This is a genomic window from Snodgrassella communis (assembly GCF_914768045.1).
Lineage (GTDB): Bacteria > Pseudomonadota > Gammaproteobacteria > Burkholderiales > Neisseriaceae > Snodgrassella > Snodgrassella communis.
Genome location: NZ_CAJZCD010000003.1, coordinates 88,916 through 110,113, shown reverse-complemented (window position 1 = coordinate 110,113; position 21,198 = coordinate 88,916). Strand labels below are relative to the sequence as shown.

24 protein-coding genes and 1 pseudogene are annotated in these 21,198 nt (G+C 43.0%); 16 read left to right on the top strand and 9 right to left on the bottom strand.

Annotated elements, in window-relative coordinates:
- The first annotated feature begins 9 nt into the window (after nucleotides 1-9).
- Both aat and dapD read left to right on the top strand, forming a co-directional pair.
- A complete protein-coding gene (gene aat, locus MJ761_RS04690) occupies nucleotides 10-792 on the top strand; it encodes a leucyl/phenylalanyl-tRNA--protein transferase (RefSeq protein WP_093092076.1) in 783 nt (260 codons plus the stop codon).
- Between the two features lie 15 nt (nucleotides 793-807).
- The gene (gene dapD, locus MJ761_RS04685) at nucleotides 808-1,626 is read left to right on the top strand and encodes a 2,3,4,5-tetrahydropyridine-2,6-dicarboxylate N-succinyltransferase (RefSeq protein ID WP_093092074.1); all 819 of its coding nucleotides are present in this window, start codon (nucleotides 808-810) and stop codon (nucleotides 1,624-1,626) included.
- 110 nt (nucleotides 1,627-1,736) lie between these two features.
- On the opposite strand, the gene MJ761_RS04680 is transcribed toward dapD, so the two are convergent.
- The 3 genes from MJ761_RS04680 to MJ761_RS04670 all read right to left on the bottom strand — a co-directional run bounded on the left by MJ761_RS04680 (nucleotide 1,737) and on the right by MJ761_RS04670 (nucleotide 2,843).
- Nucleotides 1,737-2,033 (bottom strand): hypothetical protein, encoded by a 297-nt coding sequence (locus MJ761_RS04680; protein ID WP_037407967.1) that lies wholly within the window; start codon nucleotides 2,031-2,033, stop codon nucleotides 1,737-1,739.
- Nucleotides 2,034-2,035: 2 nt separating this feature from the next.
- On the bottom strand, nucleotides 2,036-2,443 hold the full coding sequence (locus MJ761_RS04675) for a phage holin family protein (RefSeq protein ID WP_093092072.1): 408 nt from the start codon (nucleotides 2,441-2,443) through the stop codon (nucleotides 2,036-2,038).
- Nucleotides 2,444-2,528: 85 nt separating this feature from the next.
- Nucleotides 2,529-2,843 carry an ElaB/YgaM/YqjD family protein gene (locus MJ761_RS04670; RefSeq protein ID WP_037407968.1) on the bottom strand — a complete coding sequence of 105 codons (315 nt, stop codon included), beginning with the start codon at nucleotides 2,841-2,843 and terminating at the stop codon, nucleotides 2,529-2,531.
- 223 nt (nucleotides 2,844-3,066) lie between these two features.
- Here MJ761_RS04670 and MJ761_RS04665 point away from each other — a divergent pair, with 223 nt between their 5' ends.
- From MJ761_RS04665 to MJ761_RS04645, 6 genes and pseudogenes are all read left to right on the top strand, one after another.
- Nucleotides 3,067-3,936, top strand: a complete 870-nt coding sequence (locus MJ761_RS04665) for a phosphoribosylaminoimidazolesuccinocarboxamide synthase (protein WP_093092070.1) — start codon at nucleotides 3,067-3,069, stop codon at nucleotides 3,934-3,936.
- A 430-nt stretch (nucleotides 3,937-4,366) separates the two neighbouring features.
- A pseudogene (locus MJ761_RS10925) lies at nucleotides 4,367-4,522 on the top strand (nitroreductase family protein); the annotation flags it as partial.
- Between the two features lie 40 nt (nucleotides 4,523-4,562).
- On the top strand, nucleotides 4,563-4,859 hold the full coding sequence (locus MJ761_RS04660) for a nitroreductase family protein (protein WP_093092066.1): 297 nt from the start codon (nucleotides 4,563-4,565) through the stop codon (nucleotides 4,857-4,859).
- A gap of 473 nt (nucleotides 4,860-5,332) precedes the next feature.
- Entirely contained in the window at nucleotides 5,333-6,130 is a 798-nt protein-coding gene (locus MJ761_RS04655; RefSeq protein ID WP_093092265.1) for a polyamine aminopropyltransferase, read from the top strand.
- A gap of 68 nt (nucleotides 6,131-6,198) precedes the next feature.
- The gene (locus MJ761_RS04650; RefSeq protein WP_037407971.1) at nucleotides 6,199-6,534 is read left to right on the top strand and encodes a (2Fe-2S) ferredoxin domain-containing protein; all 336 of its coding nucleotides are present in this window, start codon (nucleotides 6,199-6,201) and stop codon (nucleotides 6,532-6,534) included.
- Between the two features lie 5 nt (nucleotides 6,535-6,539).
- The gene (locus MJ761_RS04645; RefSeq protein WP_093092063.1) at nucleotides 6,540-7,175 is read left to right on the top strand and encodes an alpha/beta hydrolase; all 636 of its coding nucleotides are present in this window, start codon (nucleotides 6,540-6,542) and stop codon (nucleotides 7,173-7,175) included.
- Between the two features lie 292 nt (nucleotides 7,176-7,467).
- On the opposite strand, the gene MJ761_RS04640 is transcribed toward MJ761_RS04645, so the two are convergent.
- Nucleotides 7,468-8,034 carry a TetR/AcrR family transcriptional regulator gene (locus MJ761_RS04640; RefSeq protein ID WP_093092061.1) on the bottom strand — a complete coding sequence of 189 codons (567 nt, stop codon included), beginning with the start codon at nucleotides 8,032-8,034 and terminating at the stop codon, nucleotides 7,468-7,470.
- Nucleotides 8,035-8,206: 172 nt separating this feature from the next.
- Here MJ761_RS04640 and MJ761_RS04635 point away from each other — a divergent pair, with 172 nt between their 5' ends.
- The 3 genes from MJ761_RS04635 (at nucleotide 8,207) to MJ761_RS04625 (ending at nucleotide 10,422) form a co-directional block, all read left to right on the top strand.
- Nucleotides 8,207-8,758 (top strand): HPP family protein, encoded by a 552-nt coding sequence (locus tag MJ761_RS04635; protein WP_093092058.1) that lies wholly within the window; start codon nucleotides 8,207-8,209, stop codon nucleotides 8,756-8,758.
- Nucleotides 8,759-9,598: 840 nt separating this feature from the next.
- Complete coding sequence (locus MJ761_RS04630; protein ID WP_093092056.1) at nucleotides 9,599-10,015, top strand: phospholipase D-like domain-containing protein; 417 nt, start codon at nucleotides 9,599-9,601, stop codon at nucleotides 10,013-10,015.
- A gap of 176 nt (nucleotides 10,016-10,191) precedes the next feature.
- Nucleotides 10,192-10,422, top strand: a complete 231-nt coding sequence (locus MJ761_RS04625; RefSeq protein WP_093092054.1) for a hypothetical protein — start codon at nucleotides 10,192-10,194, stop codon at nucleotides 10,420-10,422.
- Nucleotides 10,423-10,780: 358 nt separating this feature from the next.
- Here MJ761_RS04625 and purM read toward each other — a convergent pair whose 3' ends face one another.
- The 5 genes from purM to rpsP form a co-directional block, all read right to left on the bottom strand.
- On the bottom strand, nucleotides 10,781-11,815 hold the full coding sequence (gene purM, locus MJ761_RS04620; RefSeq protein WP_093092052.1) for a phosphoribosylformylglycinamidine cyclo-ligase: 1,035 nt from the start codon (nucleotides 11,813-11,815) through the stop codon (nucleotides 10,781-10,783).
- Nucleotides 11,816-12,179: 364 nt separating this feature from the next.
- Nucleotides 12,180-12,545: a 50S ribosomal protein L19 gene (gene rplS, locus MJ761_RS04615; protein WP_025331156.1), complete on the bottom strand. Its 366-nt coding sequence runs from the start codon at nucleotides 12,543-12,545 to the stop codon at nucleotides 12,180-12,182.
- A gap of 13 nt (nucleotides 12,546-12,558) precedes the next feature.
- Nucleotides 12,559-13,305, bottom strand: coding sequence for a tRNA (guanosine(37)-N1)-methyltransferase TrmD (gene trmD / locus MJ761_RS04610; protein ID WP_093092050.1), 747 nt, complete (start codon nucleotides 13,303-13,305; stop codon nucleotides 12,559-12,561).
- On the bottom strand, nucleotides 13,305-13,817 hold the full coding sequence (gene rimM, locus MJ761_RS04605) for a ribosome maturation factor RimM (protein ID WP_093092048.1): 513 nt from the start codon (nucleotides 13,815-13,817) through the stop codon (nucleotides 13,305-13,307). The genes trmD and rimM overlap by 1 nt, the downstream gene beginning before the upstream one ends.
- A gap of 16 nt (nucleotides 13,818-13,833) precedes the next feature.
- On the bottom strand, nucleotides 13,834-14,082 hold the full coding sequence (rpsP, locus tag MJ761_RS04600; RefSeq protein ID WP_037407977.1) for a 30S ribosomal protein S16: 249 nt from the start codon (nucleotides 14,080-14,082) through the stop codon (nucleotides 13,834-13,836).
- 407 nt (nucleotides 14,083-14,489) lie between these two features.
- Between rpsP and MJ761_RS04595 the strand changes: the two genes are divergently transcribed.
- From MJ761_RS04595 to prmC, 5 genes are all read left to right on the top strand, one after another.
- Nucleotides 14,490-15,449 carry an acetyl-CoA carboxylase carboxyltransferase subunit alpha gene (locus tag MJ761_RS04595; protein ID WP_093092046.1) on the top strand — a complete coding sequence of 320 codons (960 nt, stop codon included), beginning with the start codon at nucleotides 14,490-14,492 and terminating at the stop codon, nucleotides 15,447-15,449.
- On the top strand, nucleotides 15,427-16,752 hold the full coding sequence (tilS, locus tag MJ761_RS04590; protein WP_093092044.1) for a tRNA lysidine(34) synthetase TilS: 1,326 nt from the start codon (nucleotides 15,427-15,429) through the stop codon (nucleotides 16,750-16,752). The genes MJ761_RS04595 and tilS overlap by 23 nt, the downstream gene beginning before the upstream one ends.
- Before the next feature lie 97 nt (nucleotides 16,753-16,849).
- Nucleotides 16,850-17,446 (top strand): sigma-70 family RNA polymerase sigma factor, encoded by a 597-nt coding sequence (locus tag MJ761_RS04585; protein WP_093092042.1) that lies wholly within the window; start codon nucleotides 16,850-16,852, stop codon nucleotides 17,444-17,446.
- A 1,406-nt stretch (nucleotides 17,447-18,852) separates the two neighbouring features.
- The gene (gene mgtE, locus MJ761_RS04580) at nucleotides 18,853-20,286 is read left to right on the top strand and encodes a magnesium transporter (protein ID WP_093092040.1); all 1,434 of its coding nucleotides are present in this window, start codon (nucleotides 18,853-18,855) and stop codon (nucleotides 20,284-20,286) included.
- Nucleotides 20,287-20,304: 18 nt separating this feature from the next.
- The gene (gene prmC / locus MJ761_RS04575; RefSeq protein ID WP_176715068.1) at nucleotides 20,305-21,147 is read left to right on the top strand and encodes a peptide chain release factor N(5)-glutamine methyltransferase; all 843 of its coding nucleotides are present in this window, start codon (nucleotides 20,305-20,307) and stop codon (nucleotides 21,145-21,147) included.
- Nucleotides 21,148-21,198: the final 51 nt, after the last annotated feature.

Genomic DNA, 21,198 nt, shown 5'->3' with positions numbered 1-21,198 from the left:
AATATAGGCATGAGCGAGCCTGAATACCCGTCATGTATTCCGGTGCTAGACAGTGAAAGTCTGGATTTCCCTGATATTGTAGCTGCACAACGTCAGCGTAACGGGCTGGTAGCCATTGGTGGCGATTTAAATCCGGCACGAATACTGGCTGCGTACCGGCAAGGTATTTTTCCATGGTATGCGCCTGATGAACCAATCATGTGGTGGGCATTTGCACAGCGGATGGTGCTATTTCCAACCGAATTGAAAATCAGCCGTTCACTGGCGAAAAATCTGCGCAATAAACCCTACGCGGTAACGATGAATTTTGCTTTCAGGCAGGTAATTGCCAATTGTGCGCAAACGCCACGTAATGGCCAGAACGGCACTTGGCTGGTGCCGCAAATGCAGCAGGCGTATTACGCACTGCACCAACAGCATCATGCATGTTCGTTTGAATGCTGGTATCAGAATGCAGACGGGCAGGTCTTTCTGGCCGGTGGTTTGTATGGCGTGCTGCTCGGGCAGATATTTTATGGAGAATCCATGTTTGCCCATGCTAGCGATGCTTCTAAAATTGCTTTTGTACATGCAGTACGTTATTTGCAGCAGCAAGGTGTGCCGCTGATTGACTGTCAGGTGTATACCAGTCATTTGGCCAGTTTTGGTGCACGGGAAATTCCATTTACTGATTTTATTGCCTGTCTGCGTCAGTTTAATGCACAGCCACTACTACAGCCGGTTAAACCACAGATACTGGCCGACAATGGTGTCGTCCCCTTATCCGGCAACAACTTTGACCTGATTCAATGATTATAGGAATACTTTATGTCTTTACAACAAGTAATTGAAACTGCTTTTGAAAATCGTGCCGAAATTACCCCGGCTTCTGTTACTGCGGAAGTAAAAGAAGCAGTAGCAGAAACTTTGCAACAACTGGATAGTGGTCGCCTGCGCGTGGCTGAAAAACAGGGCAATCAATGGCAGGTAAATGAATGGGCGAAAAAAGCAGTGTTACTGTCATTCCGTATCAGTGACAATGTGGTTACCGATGATGCTGTAAACCGCTATTTTGACAAAGTGCCCACCAAATTTGCTGGCTGGGGCGCGGCAGATTTTCAACAAGCCGGTTTTCGTGCCGTGCCGGGTGCGGTAGTACGTGCCGGCAGCCATATCGGTAAGAACGTGGTGCTGATGCCTTCATTTGTAAACATTGGTGCGTTTGTTGATGAAGGCACCATGGTAGATACATGGGCAACTGTAGGTTCCTGTGCTCAGATTGGCAAACATGTTCACCTCAGTGGCGGCGTGGGAATTGGTGGCGTACTGGAACCTTTGCAAGCTTCCCCCACCATTATTGAAGACAACTGTTTTATCGGTGCCCGTTCTGAAATCGTTGAAGGGGTAGTTGTCGAAGAGGGCAGTGTGATTTCTATGGGTGTTTTTATTAGCCAGTCCACTAAAATCTATGATCGCGAAAGCGGTGAAATTACTTATGGTCGCGTGCCTGCCGGTTCTGTGGTCGTGTCTGGCAGCCTGCCGGCCAAAGACGGCAGCCATAGCCTGTACTGTGCTGTGATTGTGAAAAAAGTGGATGCCAAAACCCGCGCCAAAACCAGCGTGAATGAATTATTGCGTGGTGTTTAATTTTCAATCTGTTTACAGTAAACAAAAGCCTGTTACTGGTCGTAACAGGCTTTTGTTTTCGAATGCGACAAATTACATATCTGCCACCATTCATCATATTTTTTATCAACTTAAGACCGATTGCGTATAGACTGATTGATTTTATTGGCCATCAGCGTGGCCGCAGTCAACAACGCACCTACCAGTATTTTATTACGCCAGCGTTTTGGTTTACTGGCCAGCTTCAGTGCCAAACCACCGGCCGGAATTTTGTCCACGATATTCAATGAACGCTGCCACAGGTTTGACTTGGTAGGATTGTGACCATTTTTAAGTTGTTCAGCTAGTAATTTTAATCGTGCACCTTGTGCCTGTAGGTCTAGCAGTTCGCGTTGCTGGGCTATATTCAGCTTACTGAATTTACTCATATTCAATGTTCTCCATTACCTTTGGTATCACTGGTATGTTTGAGATAATTGATGTCTTCATTTATGGCGGCCAGTGTTTCAGTCATAAACTGACTTTGTTTGCGTAGTAACTTAATAATCGCAATAGACATAAGCAGGATTAACAGCAGAAACAATATGGCGATGCCAAAAAACACCCATATTTTGGCCTGTGGTGTGAGCAGGGTATTCAGACCGAACAACAGACTGATAAAACCCAGAAAAAACATTAATCCGGCCAGCATGATAAGCACCAGCAAAGTAATAATACTTTGTAGCTGGGCAATGGCATCCAGACGCAGCATACGTACACGAATCCATAATAACTCACTACCGTATGTCAGCCAGATTTTCAGCTTGCGTAAATCGCGGCCAAGATTACCTAAACTCATGCAATGGTATCCGTTAAAGAGTGAATCATATTCAGGCAAGCGGTATAGTTACCAGATTGCCTGAATGTAGCCTGTATAGGCAGGTTTAGCGCTTACAGCGTCCGAGCATAATGCCGGCAATCAAACCAGCCGCAGCAGCAATACCCATAGCGTAATAGGGTTGTTCACGTACCAGCTCATCTGTGCGTTCGGCTGTAGCACGGGCTTTATCGGCCAGCGTGCTTTCCAGATCGCTCAGTTTGGATTTGGTATTACCTAATTTCTTGCGCAGCTGATCTTTCAGCTCCTTGGCCTGATCTGAACCATTATCACTGGCGTTTTCATATAAATCTTCAACTTCATCCAGCACTGAACGTACTTCTTTCATTAAATCTTTTTTTTGGGAATCAAAATCAGCCATAACAATTCTCCTAACAAGTGGCGTGAAAATATCGACAACATCAAAGTCAGCAGCTAACTTAACCTCAGTCGTGCAGCAAACAGACTGCCAGTTTAGGTGCAATATCGGTTAAAATAATTATTGGCTGCTAACATCTGTTACACAAAGACTACCTTAGCACAAGGATATGTTTTTGCACAGATATTGAACTATTAGCAATTAACCGTTTTGATGGGAATGGATAATGAGTGAGCTGGCACTAAAGAAAATATATTCGGGTAAAGTACGCGATCTGTATGCAATTGACGAGCAGCGCATGCTGATGGTAGCCACTGATCGCTTATCAGCTTTTGATGTAATTTTACCTGAACCTATAACAGGAAAAGGTGAAATTCTTACCCAGATATCCAACTTCTGGTTTAAAAAACTGCAACATATCATGCCTAACCATTTTACTGGCGAAACAGTGTACGATGTGCTTCCAAGCCAGCAGGCAGATAAAATTGCCAAACGCGCGGTAGTAGTGAAGAAATTGACGCCACTGAAAATCGAAGCCATCGTCCGCGGTTATCTTTCTGGCAGTGGCTGGCGTGATTATCAGTCTACAGGTGCTGTCTGTGGGATTCAGTTACCGGCCGGTCTGCGTGAAGCCGAGCAGTTGCCGGAAGTGATTTTTACCCCGTCCAGCAAAGCTGCCGTGGGTGACCATGATGAAAACATCAGTCTGGCACAATGCACCGCACTGCTGGGAGAAGAACTCACCAGACAGGTAAGCGCCAAAGCCATTGAGCTGTATACCGAAGCGGCTACTTATGCCCGCAGTAAAGGCATCATTATTGCTGATACCAAATTCGAATTCGGCTTGGATGAGAATGGTACTTTAACCTTAATGGATGAAGTGCTTACTCCGGATTCCAGTCGTTTCTGGTCAGTAGATAACTATCAGGTTGGTACCAATTCACCTTCATTTGACAAACAGTTTATCCGAGACTGGCTGGTGGCATCCGGCTGGAACAAACAACCGCCAGCACCGCAAGTACCGGCCGATATTATTGCCAGAACACTGGCTAAATATCAGGAGGCACTACATTTACTTGCAGGCGTGTCATCTTAGTCAGGACAGCAGGCAGATTGTTCAGTTACAACTGCTCTAAACTTTAATACCTATCTGAAATTAAACTTTTAGAAGCCATTGGTGCGAGTAAGCATCAATAAAGGCAAAGATTATTAACTAATCTATCAATTCTGAATTTATGATTTCATTATTGATCTTCTTCTAAGAAATGACACCTTAACCAGACTGGCATTATCAATATACCGGGCATACTTTATTATTAATCCTGAATTGATAGCACAAATTATGCTTTAGCAATAAGTATCTGTTTGAAACCATACCAGTGCTAACCGGCTTCGCGCTGGTATTCTTTTATCTGCATTCAGGCAGATTGAGTCCATTGACATTTACTGAATACAGACCATTTTTTAAAGAAAAAGTAATGAATATATCTGTAACAGAAGAATTATTGTTATAACGGCGCACTGTACGAAATTTCAAAGACCAGCCATTCACAACCGAGCAATATACACGCCTGATGGAAATTGCGCGCAACGCAGCTACATCGCATTTCTCACCGCAATGTTCTATTATCCGTGTTACAGATTTACAATTACGTGAACAGATTCGCGGCATCTGTCATTAGCAATATGTAGGAACGAAAAGTAATTTGCAGGTTTTTGTGGTTGATTTATATCGTAACCATCGTATCTGCAACCAGCTTGGCTTGGCATCAGCACCGATATTTTTATTCAGGGCGTGCAAGAAGCGATAATTGCCACACAAAGCGTGATAATTGCTGCCGAAAGCATGGAATTGGTTGTGTATACCTGAGCAGTATTCAGAACGATATCCGTCCGCTTATCCAGATACTAAAACTGCCCAAACTGACTTTTCCTCTGGTGGCCATGCAGATAGGCATTCCTGCTCAGATGCCTGAACGTAAATCCCGCCTGCCACTGGTAACGTGTTCATTTGAATAACATCATTATCGGAATCTATTCACTGTGGCCGATTTTGCTGAATACAATAAAATTGTGCAAACTTATTACGGCGTAAGCGACAGCAACCAGCGTATTGATTCATTTACCACCCAAATAGCCAGTAATTTATCAAATACACATTACAAACGTGGCAATATATTAGACATCATTCACAAGCAGGATTTTTGTGCTCTTTAAATAAAACATAAATCCTGCCATACATATATAATATGCCTCAACAGGCCTCACTATTCGTACTGTTAAATTTAAGCTGTTCAGAACAGTGAGACTGTTTTTGCCAGTAGCTCCCTGCATGACAGCACTGGCTTATTTACCTCCAATATTAGCTTGAGTAGCAGGTTACTGATATTCTGCTGACTAAAGCTAATGAGGATAAACAGACGTAGCTGGGCGCATATTCGATTACCAGACAGGCACCAGCAACACCATATTATCTGATGATGGAAACCACCATGCCACAACATCCTTATCGCCGTTTACGACCTGCCCGCCATGAGTTACCGGAAGTGGGCATATCCGAATCAGGTAATATCCGTTCTTTGCATCTGGGTACCCCTACCATTCAAAGCTCAATGAATGTAGATAATCCGGCCGAGCTGGTTCTATCATACAGCCGTGCCATGATGGCTTGGCTGCTGTTTGCCGATGATATGCCGCAACATATTACCCAGATCGGATTGGGCGGTGGTTCATTTGCACGCTGGATTGATGCCTATCTGCCTGATACCCGCCAAACTGCTGTTGATATCAATCCGCAGGTCATCAGCATTGCGCGCAGCATGTTTGAATTGCCGTTTGAAGGTGAAAAATTCGAAATTATCGAAGACGACGGTGCCGAATACATCAAAGTATTACGCGGCAATACCGACATCATTCTGGTAGATGGCTTTGATGGTGAGCAGATTATAGACAGTCTGGTAGCGGAACCATTTTTTGCTGATTGCCGTCAGGCACTCAGTGAACAAGGCATTTTTGTCACCAACTGGTGGCAGGGTGACAAACGTTTTCAAACCTTTGTACGCCGTCTGCGCGAAGTATTTGACAACCGAGTGTTGATGGTGCCGGCAGAAACTCATGGCAATATTGCCGTACTGGCCTTTCAGCAGCAGCCAACACTGCGCGACTGGGATAAGCTGAAAAAACGTGCCGGGCAACGCGCCAGCCAGTTTAATCTGGACTTACCCGCCATGCTGGCTGCCATAAAAGCTCAGCAGGTACACAGCAATCGTCCGCTGTCATTTAATGATTAAATAACCTCACGCTGGCGCGGCAACTCGCCCTGTCAGCGTAAACAGGCAGAAAGAATAAAGGAAAACCCGTGAGTTATTATGCCAAACATCTGTTTGTCTGCACCAATCGCCGTGATAACCCTTGCCGCCAGAGCTGCGGTGACAATAACGTCGGTGCCGATGCAGTCGATTACCTCAAAGGCCATGCCAAAGCAATGGGACTGATGGGCGTAGGTAAACTGCGCATCAGCAGTGCCGGCTGCCTCGGACGCTGTGATGAAGGGCCAGTTATGGTACTGTATCCGCAAGGTCGCTGGTATACCTATGTAGACGAAAGTGATTTACAGGAAATTCTTGATGAAGAACTGGCTAATGACCGAGTCGTTACCCGTTTATTAATGGATAAACCCGAAAGTAGTGAGTAAACCCGATGCTAAAGCAACAACCCAACATCTGGATTAACGGGCCGGCAGGACGGCTGGAAACCATATATTTACCGGCACAGGGCACCGCCCGTGGTGTGGCCGTGATTAATCATCCTAACCCATTACAGGGCGGACTGAATACCAACAAAGTCGTACAGACTGCTGCCAAAGCGCTGACCACTCTGGGCTTTCACTGTTATCTGCCCAATCTGCGCGGTGTGGGCAACAGCGACGGCGAGCATGATTATGGCCGCGGTGAAGTAGCAGACTGCCTTGCTGTAGTTGATTTTGCCCGTTCCCAGCATCCAGAAGTGAACAAACTGGTGTTGTCCGGCTTTTCCTTTGGCGGCTATGTTGCCTTATTCAGCGCCTTAACTGCCCGTCCGGATGCTTTACTGCTGATGGGGCCGGCAATCGGCATGTATCCTGTTGATGCGCCCAATGCCTACAATCCAGCCACTACCTTGCTGATTCACGGTGAAAAAGACGAAGTTGTACCATTGCAAAACAGCATGAACTGGGCAGAGGCGCAGGATTTACCTGTACTGGTTGTGCCCGGCTCCGGCCATTTTTTTCATGGCAAACTGATTTTGCTGCGCCAGTGGATTGAGCGGCTGTTTCCAGCGTTACTGGCTGAATAATAAAAAATATTCCTACCCTGAATGCTTAATTAAAATATAAGCAATTAAATATTAATGTATTTATTTTACAAGAGTTGTTCAGGGTGAATCAGAATTTACCTGTTCAGAATCTTATATTGGCAAGCACACCCATGAAACAATATAGCCAACAGCTAAAAATAGGCTCGCCAATATAAAACTAGAAAAGCGTACTATCAGCTGATTTCAAAATGTGCAGAACACACCCATTGCTGATTTAAAATCACATCTCCACAAAATTGACGATTAGACAGATAAACGGCTATTCAGGATTTTATGCATTAGCGTTACCAATAGCGTCAACTATATCATATATATATATCTTTTCTCGTTCAAAATCATGTTCCTTAACACCAAAAACTGATGTGTAGGCGATCATACCTTCAAGTATTAACATAATCAGGCAAGCCGCCTGCTCAGATGCTGCGGTTGCACCCAGCCATTGAGCAATAGAAGCCTGCATCCATTGTTTGTGTTCTCTAACAATAGAGCATATTTCTTCACTCCTATTGCCATATTCAGCCTGAGCACGCACAAACATGCAACCGCGATAGTCGTCATCATTAAACCACCTGATATGCCATGAAATAAGCGCATTAATTTTATCTTTTTTCTCCGAAAATACCGCAATCACATCTGTAAGTGACTTTTTAAAAAAAGCATTCCTCCTAAGTAATACTTTACTCACCAGCCCATTTTTGTCACCGAAATATTTATATAACGTTCGTTTTGATACTCCTGCATGTTCTGCAACCAGTTCCAGACTAACAGCGCAGTAACCAAATTCATTAAATAGTGATTCAGCAGCAGTAAGTATCTTATCAATAATTTCAGATTTCATTATTTTTACTTTTTAGCATATTTTTTAATTTTATCACAATAATACTATTTTGGTTAATTATAAATATTATTTGACCATATATGGTTTTAAAAATACAATAAGTAAACGATGTTGTTTACTTATTGTATTTATTTGAACAATTATGTTTACTTATTTATTACAGGAGGAATTCATGTTAGCAAAAATTAAAGGGGGAGAGGCCATGCAGCCCAGACCTAATGCAGTAGCGATATTGAGAGGTTTTACTGGTGGTACTTTGGGAATTTTCGTGTTACTCCTGATAACTTACTGGAGCGGTACTTTAGCAATCATGGCTCCATTTGGTGCAACATGTGTATTATTATTTGCCGTACCTAAAGCACCATTAGCCCAGCCAAGAAGTGTTATCGGCGGGCATTTTATCTCCGCTTTAGTAGGGATTTTGTTCATCAATTTATTTGGTAATGGAGTACTATCCATAGCATTAGCGGTTGGCATAGCCATTGCTTTAATGCAATTTTTACGTGTAGTCCATGCCCCAGCGGGTGCTAATCCCATTCTTATCATGATGTCAGGAATCACTGATTATTCATTCTTGATAACACCCGTACTAATAGGTTCAGTTCTGTTGGTTCTTGTCGCATTAATAGTCAATAATATCGGAGCTGGAACCCATTGGCCTTGTTATTGGTTGGGTTATCGTTCAGGTATGGATAACAAAAATATAAAATCAAAAGTGGACTAACCTGCCTGTATGATTTGGCCGAATGGTTAATAATTCTCAGTACTTAAATACTTCATCAGGTACTAACTAATATCATGCCAATGCAATAGGCAACCCCGAAACAGACTGCTTAATTTTCTGGATAGATTTTGTACTAGATATAAGGTATTTAGATTAAAATTTTATCATTGTACTTTATCCAGTTAATAAAAAAAGGCATAACCATGATGATTATGCCTTTTTTAATTTGTACCTTACAAATAAGCTTGGAAGCGATGAGACTTCCATCTTGCAAACAGGTTCTATACCCGCACAATAAGAAATACCGCTTTTTTCTTGAGCAGGGCAAACAGTCTGTGACTTGTGTACTGCTAACCATGAAAGTAGCTGCGGTTATAATTAATAGCCATTTTTCTTCACTTTCCCTGTTATTTTAATTGATAATTAAAGTTATTATCGATAAAATAGAATACAGAGATCCTTGTTAATATTATGTTTTTATACAAATATAGCTTATTGATACATTATCTTTTGTGTAGTAAGCTTTTTATTTTGTCTAAATACAGCACTTGTTGGATAAAGCCTATAACAATACTGGCTAAATAATAATAAGAATAAGTGATTTGGCTTAAGATTAATCAACAAAAAAGTTGTTGTAAATAATTATGTACTCTAGTTAGCATATTAAGCATCTGAATATTAAATTAGAAGATAAATATGAAAATTTTGAGAGAAGATTGTCTGCGTGAAATTTTACTACAAAGTTATAATAAAAAATTTACTATTGTTTGTGCTTTTATAAGTGGAAATGAATCTGATATAAAATAATTACTTGCCCAACATAATCAGGTTAAACTTATTATGGGTACGATCAATGCCTTTTCTTCTATTGATTTGATAGATTTTTGCATTGAAGAGGCTGAGGAGAATAATAATTTTAAATTTTATATTGATTTCAGATATGACGATAGCGTTCATTGGAAGCTTTATATGATAAAGCCAGATATTACTGTTATAGGGAGCGTCAATTTTACTCAAAAAGGGCTGAAATTTATTCAAGATATGTGCCTTTACATAAAGAATAAAGAGTTGTATTTAGACTATTTAAAAGAAAGTGCTGAAGTAAAAGCTTTAGATAAAGTATTCGATTGTAAGAATGAAAATTTTAATAATGAACTAAAAAATATAGAAAAAACATTCAAAATCCAGAATTTGGTTAAATTCAAATTGTATAGATTCAAGTTTGGAAGATTATTTAAAAAAAGAAATTCCACCTGAATTGGCAATTTTAATTTGGGATAGTTATATGGATGAGGAGGCGATGAAATATATTGAAGCGAAAGTTGGAAAAGAAAATTCTTGTGAGCAACTGAATTTTGATAAGCATGAATGTTTTAAGATTAAGCGTAAGTATGAGAAAGACTATAGAGAAATTGAGATTATTTTATGTATGAATGAACGAAGGAATAAAATCAAGTTTTTGTTGCCAGAAAATTGTCGTCGATAAATCAAAAGGTAATTTTTATCTTATTGATTTTTTAAAAAATATATCTGGAGAAGCATTCGAATTAACCAAAGAAATTAAAAGTAGAATTAAGGGAAAAGCTCTAAAATGGCGCAAAGATAGCACAGATAAAGTTAAATTAAGCTTTGAAGATTTAAATGAATTATTACAGAATCAATGATTTAAATTTTTAGTGTCATGTGTTTGGGTTATCTATTATGATGGTTGTAAAAAATTATTTATTCTTTAATATTGTATCGTTGTTTGCACAGGAATGATTAGTTTGTTTAGGCACCATTCTGATTTATCTGAATCATTTAATAATCCTTGAAGTCTTAATAAAGAAGTAAGATTTTATATAACTTGTCTATGGAAAAGCTTCCTAAGGAGAGTAGTTTTGCTTGCGACAGACGAAAGTGCTTTTCACTACAAAGTTAATTAGTTATCAGTATTACCTGACCAGATTAATCTGATAAAAGCCCAGAAATTTGCGGAAGCTGATACTGGGCTTTTGTTTTATATTCTGTAGATGTAATTTTTTATGCTATTTGCGTTTGATGTTCATCACCCTGACGTGTACGAATGGTGCCAATCTGGTAAACAGTTTCGCCCTGCTGCTGTAGAAAGTGCTGTACCGCAACAGCGTCTGCGGCATCTACAATCACTACCATGCCGATACCGCAATTAAAGGTACGATACATTTCCTGTATATCTACTTGTCCGGCCTGTTGTAGCCACTGGAAAAGTTTTGGCAGTGGCCAAGACTGTGCGTCTATTGTGGCAACGGTGTTATCTGGCAGGATACGGGGGACGTTTTCGCTGATGCCCCCACCGGTAATGTGTGCCATACCCTTGATGGTAAACTGTTTTAATGCAGCCAGAACGGGCTTAACGTATAAACGGGTAGGGGCGATGATGGCCTGCCGCAGGGTTTTGCCATTTTCGAATTCTGCGTCCAGTTCAGGTTGGGCACGCTCAATAATTTTGCGCACTAATGAATAGCCGTTGGAATGAATACCATTAGAGGCGAGTCCCAGTACAATATCACCGGCTACAATACTGCGTCCGTTGATGACCTGTTCTTTTTCAACTACGCCTACGGCAAAGCCGGCCAAATCATATTCGCCATCTGGGTACATGCCGGGCATTTCGGCGGTTTCACCGCCAATCAGGGCGCATCCTGATTGTTCACAACCGGCAGCAATGCCTTTAATCACTGTTGCTGCACATTCAACATCCAGTTTGCCACAGGCAAAGTAGTCCAGAAAAAACAGTGGTTCCGCTCCCTGTACCAGAATGTCATTGACGCTCATGGCCACCAGATCGATGCCGACGGTATCGTGTTGATCCCATTCAAAAGCCAGTTTTAGTTTGGTGCCTACGCCATCAGTACCGGATACCAGTACTGGCTGGCGGTATTTCTGGCTGATTTCGACCAGTGCGCCAAAGCCGCCCAGATCGCCTAATACTTCGGGGCGCATGGTGCGTTTAGCAAATGGCTTAATCTTTTCGACCAGCGAATCGCCAGCGTTAATATCAACACCGGCATCACGATAACTCAGGGACTGGCTCATTAGTGTGCTTCCTTTGGACAAGAACAAAGCTGATTGAGATGAAGTAGACAAAAACTGGGCAATTTTAACATTTTTCAGCTTTTTACGGTGCTGAAATTGGTAAGGTTTATTGCGGGTATATTCTGGCTGATATTTTTCGGGCAACTTTAAGCAGGATAAACCTCAGATAAGGAAGGGGGATAAGCTATGGCGAGTAGTTGGTTTAAATTTCCAGATATTGATGGTTTGTTATCTGCTTTGATATGCTGGTAGCAGACAGGGATTCTAGGTGGTTTAGTGCAGCAATCAAAGAAAAAAGGCCGAATTAATGAATTCGGCCTCAGGATTAGTCTGCCATAGGCAGCTAATGTATGGTGTATGCTGCTTAGGCTTTGCGAGCCGGCAGTTTTTCACGAATACGGGCAGCTTTACCGGTTAAGCCACGCAGGTAATACAGTTTGGCACGGCGTACATCACCACGGCGTTTAACTTCGATTTTTTCAACGGCTGGAGAGTATAACTGGAATGTACGTTCCACACCTTCACCGCTGGAAATCTTACGTACGATGAAGTTGCTGTTCAGGCCACGGTTGCGACGGGCGATTACAATGCCTTCGTAGGCTTGTAAACGGGTACGGCTACCTTCGGTAACGCGTACAGATACAACCACGGTATCACCAGGCGCAAATGCCGGGATTTCTTTATTCAGACGAGCGATTTCTTCCTGCTCTAATTGTTGAATCAAGTTCATGTTAAGCTTCCTATTATAATGGGATGTCCCGTTCCTCTTGTCTGATATGCTGCAAGAGTCTGGATTCCTCTGGGGTTAATCCACGATCGGCCAGTAAATCCGGACGACGTGTCAGTGTGCGCCTGAGCGCCTGAGTTAATCGCCATTGAGCGATTAAAGCATGATTACCGCTACGTAAAACGTCGGGAACTGTCTGTTGACGAAATTCTACCGGACGGGTGTAATGCGGGCAATCAAGTAAACCATTGGCAAATGAATCTTCTACTGCTGAGCGTGCATCACCAAGTGTGCCGGGTAGCAGGCGGATTACTGCGTCCATTAACATCATGGCCGGTAATTCTCCACCGGAAACCACAAAGTCGCCAATACTGATTTCGGTTACTTCGTTGCTGGTGAGAATACGTTCATCAATACCCTCGTAACGACCACACAGTACAATCAGCGCCGGTTCTCTGGCCAGACTGGCTGCCTGCATATGATTCAGCGGTTTGCCCTGAGGGCTCATGTAAATCAGTCGTCCCTGCGGGCTGCTTTGTCTGGCTGCATCTATGGCTGCCTGTAAGGGCGGAGCCATCATAATCATTCCGGGGCCACCGCCAAACGGACGGTCATCAATATAGCCCTGTGGATTATCAGCAAACTGCCGCGGGTTAATTGCTGCAAACTGCCAGATGCCCTGTTGTAAGGCACGTCCGGTTACGCCACTGTCGGTAAGGGCAGTAAACATTTCCGGAAACAGGGTGATGGCCTGAATGTGCATCAGTAGTCGCTGCCCCAGTCGACACAAATCTGCTGTTGTGGCAGGCTTACTTCGTCAATGTACTGGGCGACAAAGGGAATCAGTTTGCGGCCAAAGGCACCATCTACTACTAGCACGTCATGCGCACCGGTCTGCATTAATGAGCTGACAATACCCAGATTTTCCTGTGTACGGTTAATGACACTCAGGCCAATCAGGTCTGTCCAGTAATACTCATCATCATCAGTTTCGGCAAAGCTGGCACGGTCTATTTCGATAGTAAAGCCACGCAGTAATGCTGCGCTGTCACGATCGTTTATTCCATCAAACCTCACCTGTAATTCATCACCGCTGATTTTACTTTCGGCAATGCTTACAGTTTTGATCTGTCCATCTTTGCTCAGCTGCCATTGTGGATAGTCGAGCAGGCTGTCGGTATATTCGGTATCGGAATGGACTTTCACCCAGCCCTTTACGCCAAATACGCCCTTAATGTAGCCCATTGCTACCCATTGTGGCTGTGTACTATTCATCTGCTTTACTGCTGAATCAGGCCGCAGCCTTTTGCTCTTTAACCAGTTTGGCAACAGCTTCGCTTAATTGCGCACCCTGACCAATCCAGTGGTTCAGACGGTCTGCGCTCAGACGTACGCGTTCCTGTTTTTCATTGGCAACAGGGTTGTAAAAGCCAACGCGTTCGATAAAGCGACCGTCGCGACGGTTGTGAGAGTCAGTTACGACGATGTTATAGAAAGGACGGTGTTTAGAACCACCGCGAGCCAAACGGATAACTACCATTGTGTATATTCCTTAGTGAAAAAATCGAAGTAATTTTCTTCTGCCAATATAACAGAAAATCGCCAATTTTAGCGGGTAATTCCCAATTTTGGCAAGCTGTTAATGCATATTGTTGCATATATCCTGCTGTAGATTTATTTATTGCCGGATACTTATTTTGCTGACATGTTGGCTGATGCTGTCTGGGTAAGTTGTTGCTGTATATGGTTAAAATGTAATGAAATTTGGTAATGTTAGCTGGATATGCTGAAGGTGATTCAGATGTTTTCTATAATTATTTTTTATGGAAATCATGTGTTTATATATTATTTGTTGATATGCGGTATCAGGTTTTTGTTATTTGGGGCTGCATAGCTTCATTTCTTCGCGTATCATAGCTGCGACATGTTTTTGCGGATATCTTAACAATGAAACAGATTTTTTTGGATTTTGAACAACCTATAGCCGAGCTGGTACAGAAAATTGACGAGCTGCGCTTTGTGCAGGATGAATCGGCTGTGGATATTTCCGAAGAAATCGCGCGCCTGAAGAAGAAAAGCGATGATTTAACCAAAAATCTTTTTGCCAAGCTGACACCAGTGCAGATTTCGCAGGTATCACGTCATGCGCAGCGTCCTTATACTTTAGACTATATTGATGCGCTGTGTACTGATTTTGAGGAGTTGCACGGTGATCGTGCATTTGCTGATGATGCTGCTATTGTAGGTGGTCTGGCGCGCTTTAATGGTGAAAGTGTTATGGTAATCGGCCATCAGAAAGGTCGTGATACCAAGGAAAAAATTCGCCGGAATTTTGGTATGCCTAAGCCAGAGGGTTATCGCAAGGCTTTGCGTTTGATGAAGCTGGCAGAAAAATTTCAGATTCCTTTGCTGACTTTTATTGATACACCGGGAGCTTATCCGGGTATCGGGGCAGAAGAGCGTGGCCAGTCTGAGGCAATTGGTCGTAATCTGTATGAGCTGGCGCGGCTGCGGGTACCGGTGATTTGTACGATAATTGGTGAAGGTGGCTCGGGCGGGGCATTGGCTATTGCTGTGGGCGATTATGTAAATATGTTGCAGTTTTCTACCTATTCTGTGATTTCGCCGGAAGGTTGTGCTTCGATTCTGTGGAAAACGGCTGAAAAAGCGCCGGAAGCTGCTCAGGCACTGGGTATTACGGCCAAACGCCTGTATGAGCTGAAGCTGATTGATACTGTGATTGAGGAACCATTGGGGGGCGCTCATCGTAATTATCCGGAAATTATGCAGCGAGTTAAATCTGTACTTACCCGCCAGCTGCAAGAAGCTAAAGGTAAACAGTTGTCGACTTTATTGACGCGTCGCTTTGATCGCCTGATGAATTATGGTCAGTTCAGCGGTAAATAAATTTTGTATCCAATTATGTGACAGTATTGCGCAACAATGGTCAGCCACTATGGCTGGCCGTTGTATTTTGTCTGTCGGTCTTAGTGGCGGGCTGGATTCGGTAGTTCTGTTGCATGCTTTGACTCTTTTACGTCACCGTTTGCCGCTTGAGGTGTCTGCCATTCATGTACATCATGGATTAAGCCGTCATGCAGATGAATGGGCTGCTTTTTGTCAGCAGTTATGCGCATCTTGGTCGGTGCCGCTAAAGATAGTTAAGGTGGATGTGTGTGCTGTCGGTGAGGGACTTGAGGCTGCGGCTCGTAAGGTTCGGTATCAGGTTTATGCTGATAGTGAGGCGGATGCAGTGGTACTGGCACATCACCGGGATGATCAGATAGAAACCTTTTTTTTGGGGGCATTGCGTGGAGGTGGTTTACGTTCACTTTCGGCTATGCCAGCTGTGCGCAAATTAACTGAACGTACCGCTTTGTGGCGGCCATTGTTGCATTTTTCACGCCAGCAGTTACAGGCTTATGCTGATGAGATGCAGTTGGTGCATATTGAGGATGACAGTAACAGTAATTGTGCTTATTTGCGCAACTGGCTACGTCTGGATGGTTTACCTCACTGGCGTGAGCATTTACCGAATCTGGATACGCAGATTGAAGCAGCGGTTGGGCGCTTACAGGATGAGCTAGCTTTGCTGGATGAGGTGGTCGAAGCTGACTGGGCAATGATTCATGCACAACAGCAGGGATTTCAGATACCTTTATGGCGTACTTTGAGTGGGGTACGGCGCCGGCAGCAGTTACGCTTGTTTGCACATAAAAACTGTCTGGGGATGTCAACAGCGGCTGCGCTGATAGAATTTGAACGACAGTTAATGGAAAGTAAAAATGGTGCACAATGGTCTTTGCCTCAGGCTTGTATAATCTATTATGATTCCAGATTGTGGATTGACAGACATGAGGTCAACGGGCAATGGCGCTGGTTTGGACAGTTGCCAGTAGCCTGCCGGCAGTTGGTTGCTGCCCACTATTTGCAATGGAATCGGCATAGTTTTGGCTTGGCAGAAATTATTGCTGAGTGGACGGTGCGTCAAGTGCATGTTCAGGATACAATTGTTTTGCGAGGAGGAAGAAAAAAGGTTAAGAAATTATTACAGGAACGGAAAATTCCACCTTTTATGCGTGCTGTTTGGCCGGTCTTGTGTGATTCGAATAATCAGTGTGTTGCTGTTATTAATGTGGCTGTGGCAACTGATATTGGTGTGGTTAATGGCTGGATGCCGTTTATGGAGGATTTGCCTATCAGATTATAAATCAGAAAACTGATACTATATTTATCGCAGATTCAGCTGCTGATTAATGCAATAACGATAACTATTGATGCAATAACAATAATTAGAGGATACCAGTATGCATGATAACCGTACTCAACAGGTTGAAGAGCAGATGTTGGTGCGTAAGGCTCAGCAGGGTGATGCACAGATTTTTAGTTTACTTGTCAATAAATATCAACGTCGTTTAAACCATTTTCTGCATCGTTTTACTCATGATGAGCAAATAACGCTGGATTTAGTACAGGAAACGTTCCTCAAAGCTTATAAGGCGTTACCACAATTTCGTGCTGATAGTCAGTTTTATACGTGGTTATGCTGCATTGGAATGAATACAGCAAAATCTATGGCTGCTATTTCCGGGCGGGAACCTCAGATGATTACTGAGATTGTGGATGACGATGGCGAACAGATTGATGTTCTGGAATATCTGTCTGATTATCACACGCCGGAAGCGCAACTGCTTAATCGCGAATTGATTGATGCTGTGGATGAGGCCATTGATAATTTGCCTGTCAGTTTACGGCAGCCAATTATATTGTCGGAAGTTAATGGTTTAACGTATGAGGAAATTGCTCATGTGATAGGTTGTCCGGTTGGTACTGTGCGCTCGCGTATTGCACGGGCTCGTGAAATTTTGTCGGTGCAAATTAAAACCAGATTTGAACGTGAATAGGAGATCAGTTTTGGCAATACTTCAGACAGTCCGGTATTTGTCTGTAGTGGGGCAGGAAAACTGAATCGGCTATAGATATGGCTTTAATTGGGTAAGTACTATGTGTATCTGACTATTTTGTGATGATGATATTAATGGTTATGGTGTGGTTGAGGCAGCAGTAGTTGGCGGTATGAAACCAGACATCAATCCTGAACGTGGATGTGAGCATCTGATATAGTAACGCTGGCAACAATCACTTTCAAAACCAATTTTGATACCGCATATATGCCTATCATCAGTCAAAGTCGCTTTTGCTCTGCTAAGCTCTAACTTTGTTACCGCCGTATATTCTTTCATAGTTCTTTCAAAGTATGGTTACTATTAATCTGCTAAACATAAAATAAGATTTAATATTTTTAATAAATATGTTGTTTAAGATTAATAATTTATGTTGATTGGGCTGGTATGATTTTGTTGTTTGCATATTTTGCTGATAATTGGATATGCGATATGAATTTTAAATGCAGAATTTTTATTGAACTATATGTATTAACTGCAATTTCTATACAAAAGAAGTTAGTCTATTTAGGGTGATAGGATAATACTTTTTATTACTGATTATATTATTGATAGTTTGGCTAAATTTGTACCATTTTATTGATACAATTTGCTATTCAGTGATTTTTTGATTTTATAATTCTCTATTATTCTCATCATACCGAATTTCTATTTCAGATAGGGTTATTTTAGCTGAATAATTATAAATTAATAAAAAACGGATTCTTGTAGTGACCTTAGGTTTCGCCGGTAAACAAAAAATTATTATAAAAGTAGTCATTACTTTGATTTTTTAGTTGATTAAATTTTATTCAGACTATTATGTTTTTTTATCTTTTAAGAGCGTAAGCTGATGTTTTAAATCATCTGGTAAAAATACCTGAAAATAATCAATTCTATTATCGCTGTTTTATTCTATGTCAATTAAAGCAAATGCTTGTGGCCGATATTACTGTTTTTCGCATGAGTAAATTTGTTTGGTATGCTGGTTCTGCTTGATAATTCAATATTTAAAAAAGCAATTGAGCTAATCCGGCAATGGTTGCAAGTTCAATCAATGGTATCAGCGCATTAGGCTAAGACATCGGTTTGTAAAAAACGCTGAGTTAAATAGAGACTTATCTGAGTAAATTCCTATGTATCGGTCGCGGGAGAAATCATCAATCTTGATAAATATTTTCTGCGCTGTTCCTTGATCTTGGCTTTAAGCATTGGCTGAAATCCGTGTACAATAATATATCCATAGCCTGCCAAAGCAGGCTTTAATTTATCATATCAGGCAAATACTGTTGCATTAGAGTATACGGCCTGTACTCACGGCGGGAATGCTCCGGATTGCACGGTGCAACAATTAGGACAACGATACAATGGATAACCACGGTAACTTCAGCGAGCAGGAACGTCTGCATCTAGACACTGACCATATTTGTGAGCTGGTTGCTACTCTTTTACCTGTTGCTGAATATATCCATTCGCACACTCAATCTTATTTACAGATGCCCGAGCAGCAGCAGGCACTGACTGAACTGATTGCTATCCTGCACGAATTACATCCTGCTGATATGGCCACCTTGCTGGAGTCATTGCCATTGCAGGAACGTATGCTGGTGTGGAAGCTGGCCACTCCTACTGAAGATGGTGAGGTGTTACTGGAGGTTTCAGATCCGGTACGTGAAACTCTGATTGAGAATATGGCACAGCAGGAGCTGCTGGCCGCCGTAGATAAGTTAGATGCTGATGAGCTAGCCGAGCTAGCACCGGATTTGCCCAAAGAAGTTGTTTATGAGGCGATAAGCAGCCGCGATGAAGAAGAGCGGGCGCAGATTACCGCCGCCATGTCGTTCGAGGACAATCAGGTTGGCGCATTGATGGATTTTGAGCTGGTTAGTATTCGTGCCGATGTAAGCTGTGAAGTGGTATTGCGTTATCTGCGCCGGTTTGAGCGTCTGCCCGACCATACTGATAAAATCTTTGTTGTCGATAATTATGATGTACTGCAAGGCGTATTGCCTATCCGCAGCTTACTGGTAGCCGATCCGGACTTGCTGGTTTCTACTGTTATGGCTGATGATGTGGTTACTTTCCGTCCAGAAGACGATGCCGAAGAAGCAGCCGCAGCATTTGAACGTTATGATCTAGTTACCGCACCGGTAGTAGACAATAATTGTAAATTAATCGGACGTATTACCATAGATGAAATGGTGGACGTAATTCGTGAAGAATCAGAAACCGATATGCTGAATATGGCCGGTTTACGTGAAGAGGAAGATTTGTTTGCACCAGTATTCGATTCGGTAAAAAACCGCTGGATCTGGCTGGCTGTTAATCTGTGTACGGCTTTTGTGGCCAGTCGCGTGATTGGCATGTTTGAACACTCAATTGAAAAAATTGTTGCTCTGGCTACCTTAATGCCGATTGTAGCCGGTATTGGTGGTAATTCCGGTAATCAGACTATTACCATGATTGTACGTGCCATGACTTCCGGTCAGATTAGTAATAGTCAGGCGTGGCGTTTATTGCGCAAAGAAGAGGGCGTTGCTCTCGTCAATGGCATTATCTGGGGCTCAGTGATGGGCTTAGTTTCCTATTTTCTCTATCATAGTGTCGGCATTGGTTTGGTGATGGTGGCTGCTATGACGTTGAATCTGTTACTGGCTGCTACTGTCGGCGTGCTCATTCCGGTATGTATGCAGAAAGCCGGCCGTGATCCGGCACTGGGCAGCAGTGTGCTGATTACCGCTGTTACCGACTCCGGCGGCTTTTTTATTTTTCTCGGTCTGGCCACCCTGTTTCTGTTATAAACCAGTTCTGATAAGTAAATGATGAATGCTGATTTACCCATAACCATTGACGGCTGGTTACGCAACTGTGGCTTGCCACGGCTGGAAGCGCGTATGCTGCTTGCTCAGGTACTGGATATCAATTATGCCTACATTATTGCCCATGGCCAGCAACCGCTGAGTACTAGCGAACAGGCCAGCCTGAGTCAGTTGGCACAGCGACGGCTGGCAGGTGAACCATTAGCCTATCTGCTTGGCTGGCGCGAATTTTACAGCCGGCGTTTTCAGGTTTCTACAGCAGTACTGATTCCTCGCCCGGAAACGGAACATCTGGTAGAGGCTGCGTTGGCACATTTGCCTGAACAGGGCACTCTGTGGGATTTAGGTACGGGCAGTGGTGTCATCGCAGTAACCGTTGCCTGTGAGCGCCCTGATGCGCAAGTATGGGCAGCAGACATCAGTAGCGAGGCACTGGCTATTGCATGTAGCAATGCTACGGCCTTACAGGCGAATGTGCGTTTCGGGCAAGGATCATGGTATCAGGCACAGCCACAGCCGGCACTGCATAGTGTAGATGTGATTGTATCCAATCCTCCGTATATTGCTGCACACGACCAGCATTTGCAGCAGGGGGATTTACGCTTTGAGCCGCAGCACGCACTAACAGATAATCACAACGGTCTGAGTGCACTGGCAACTATTATTGCTGGTGCCGCAGCCTTTCTGCGTCCGGCAGGCTGGCTGTTACTGGAGCATGGGTTCGATCAGGGAGAAGCCGTGCGTGATATGCTGGCGCAACATGGTTTCAGCCAGATTCACACCTTACCTGATTTAGCCGGTCTGGATAGAGTGACTCTGGGACAAAGCAATATCCATCCCTGATTTGCCGCATCTAAAATTTTTCATTCAATATAAAAACATCAGGCCACAGAA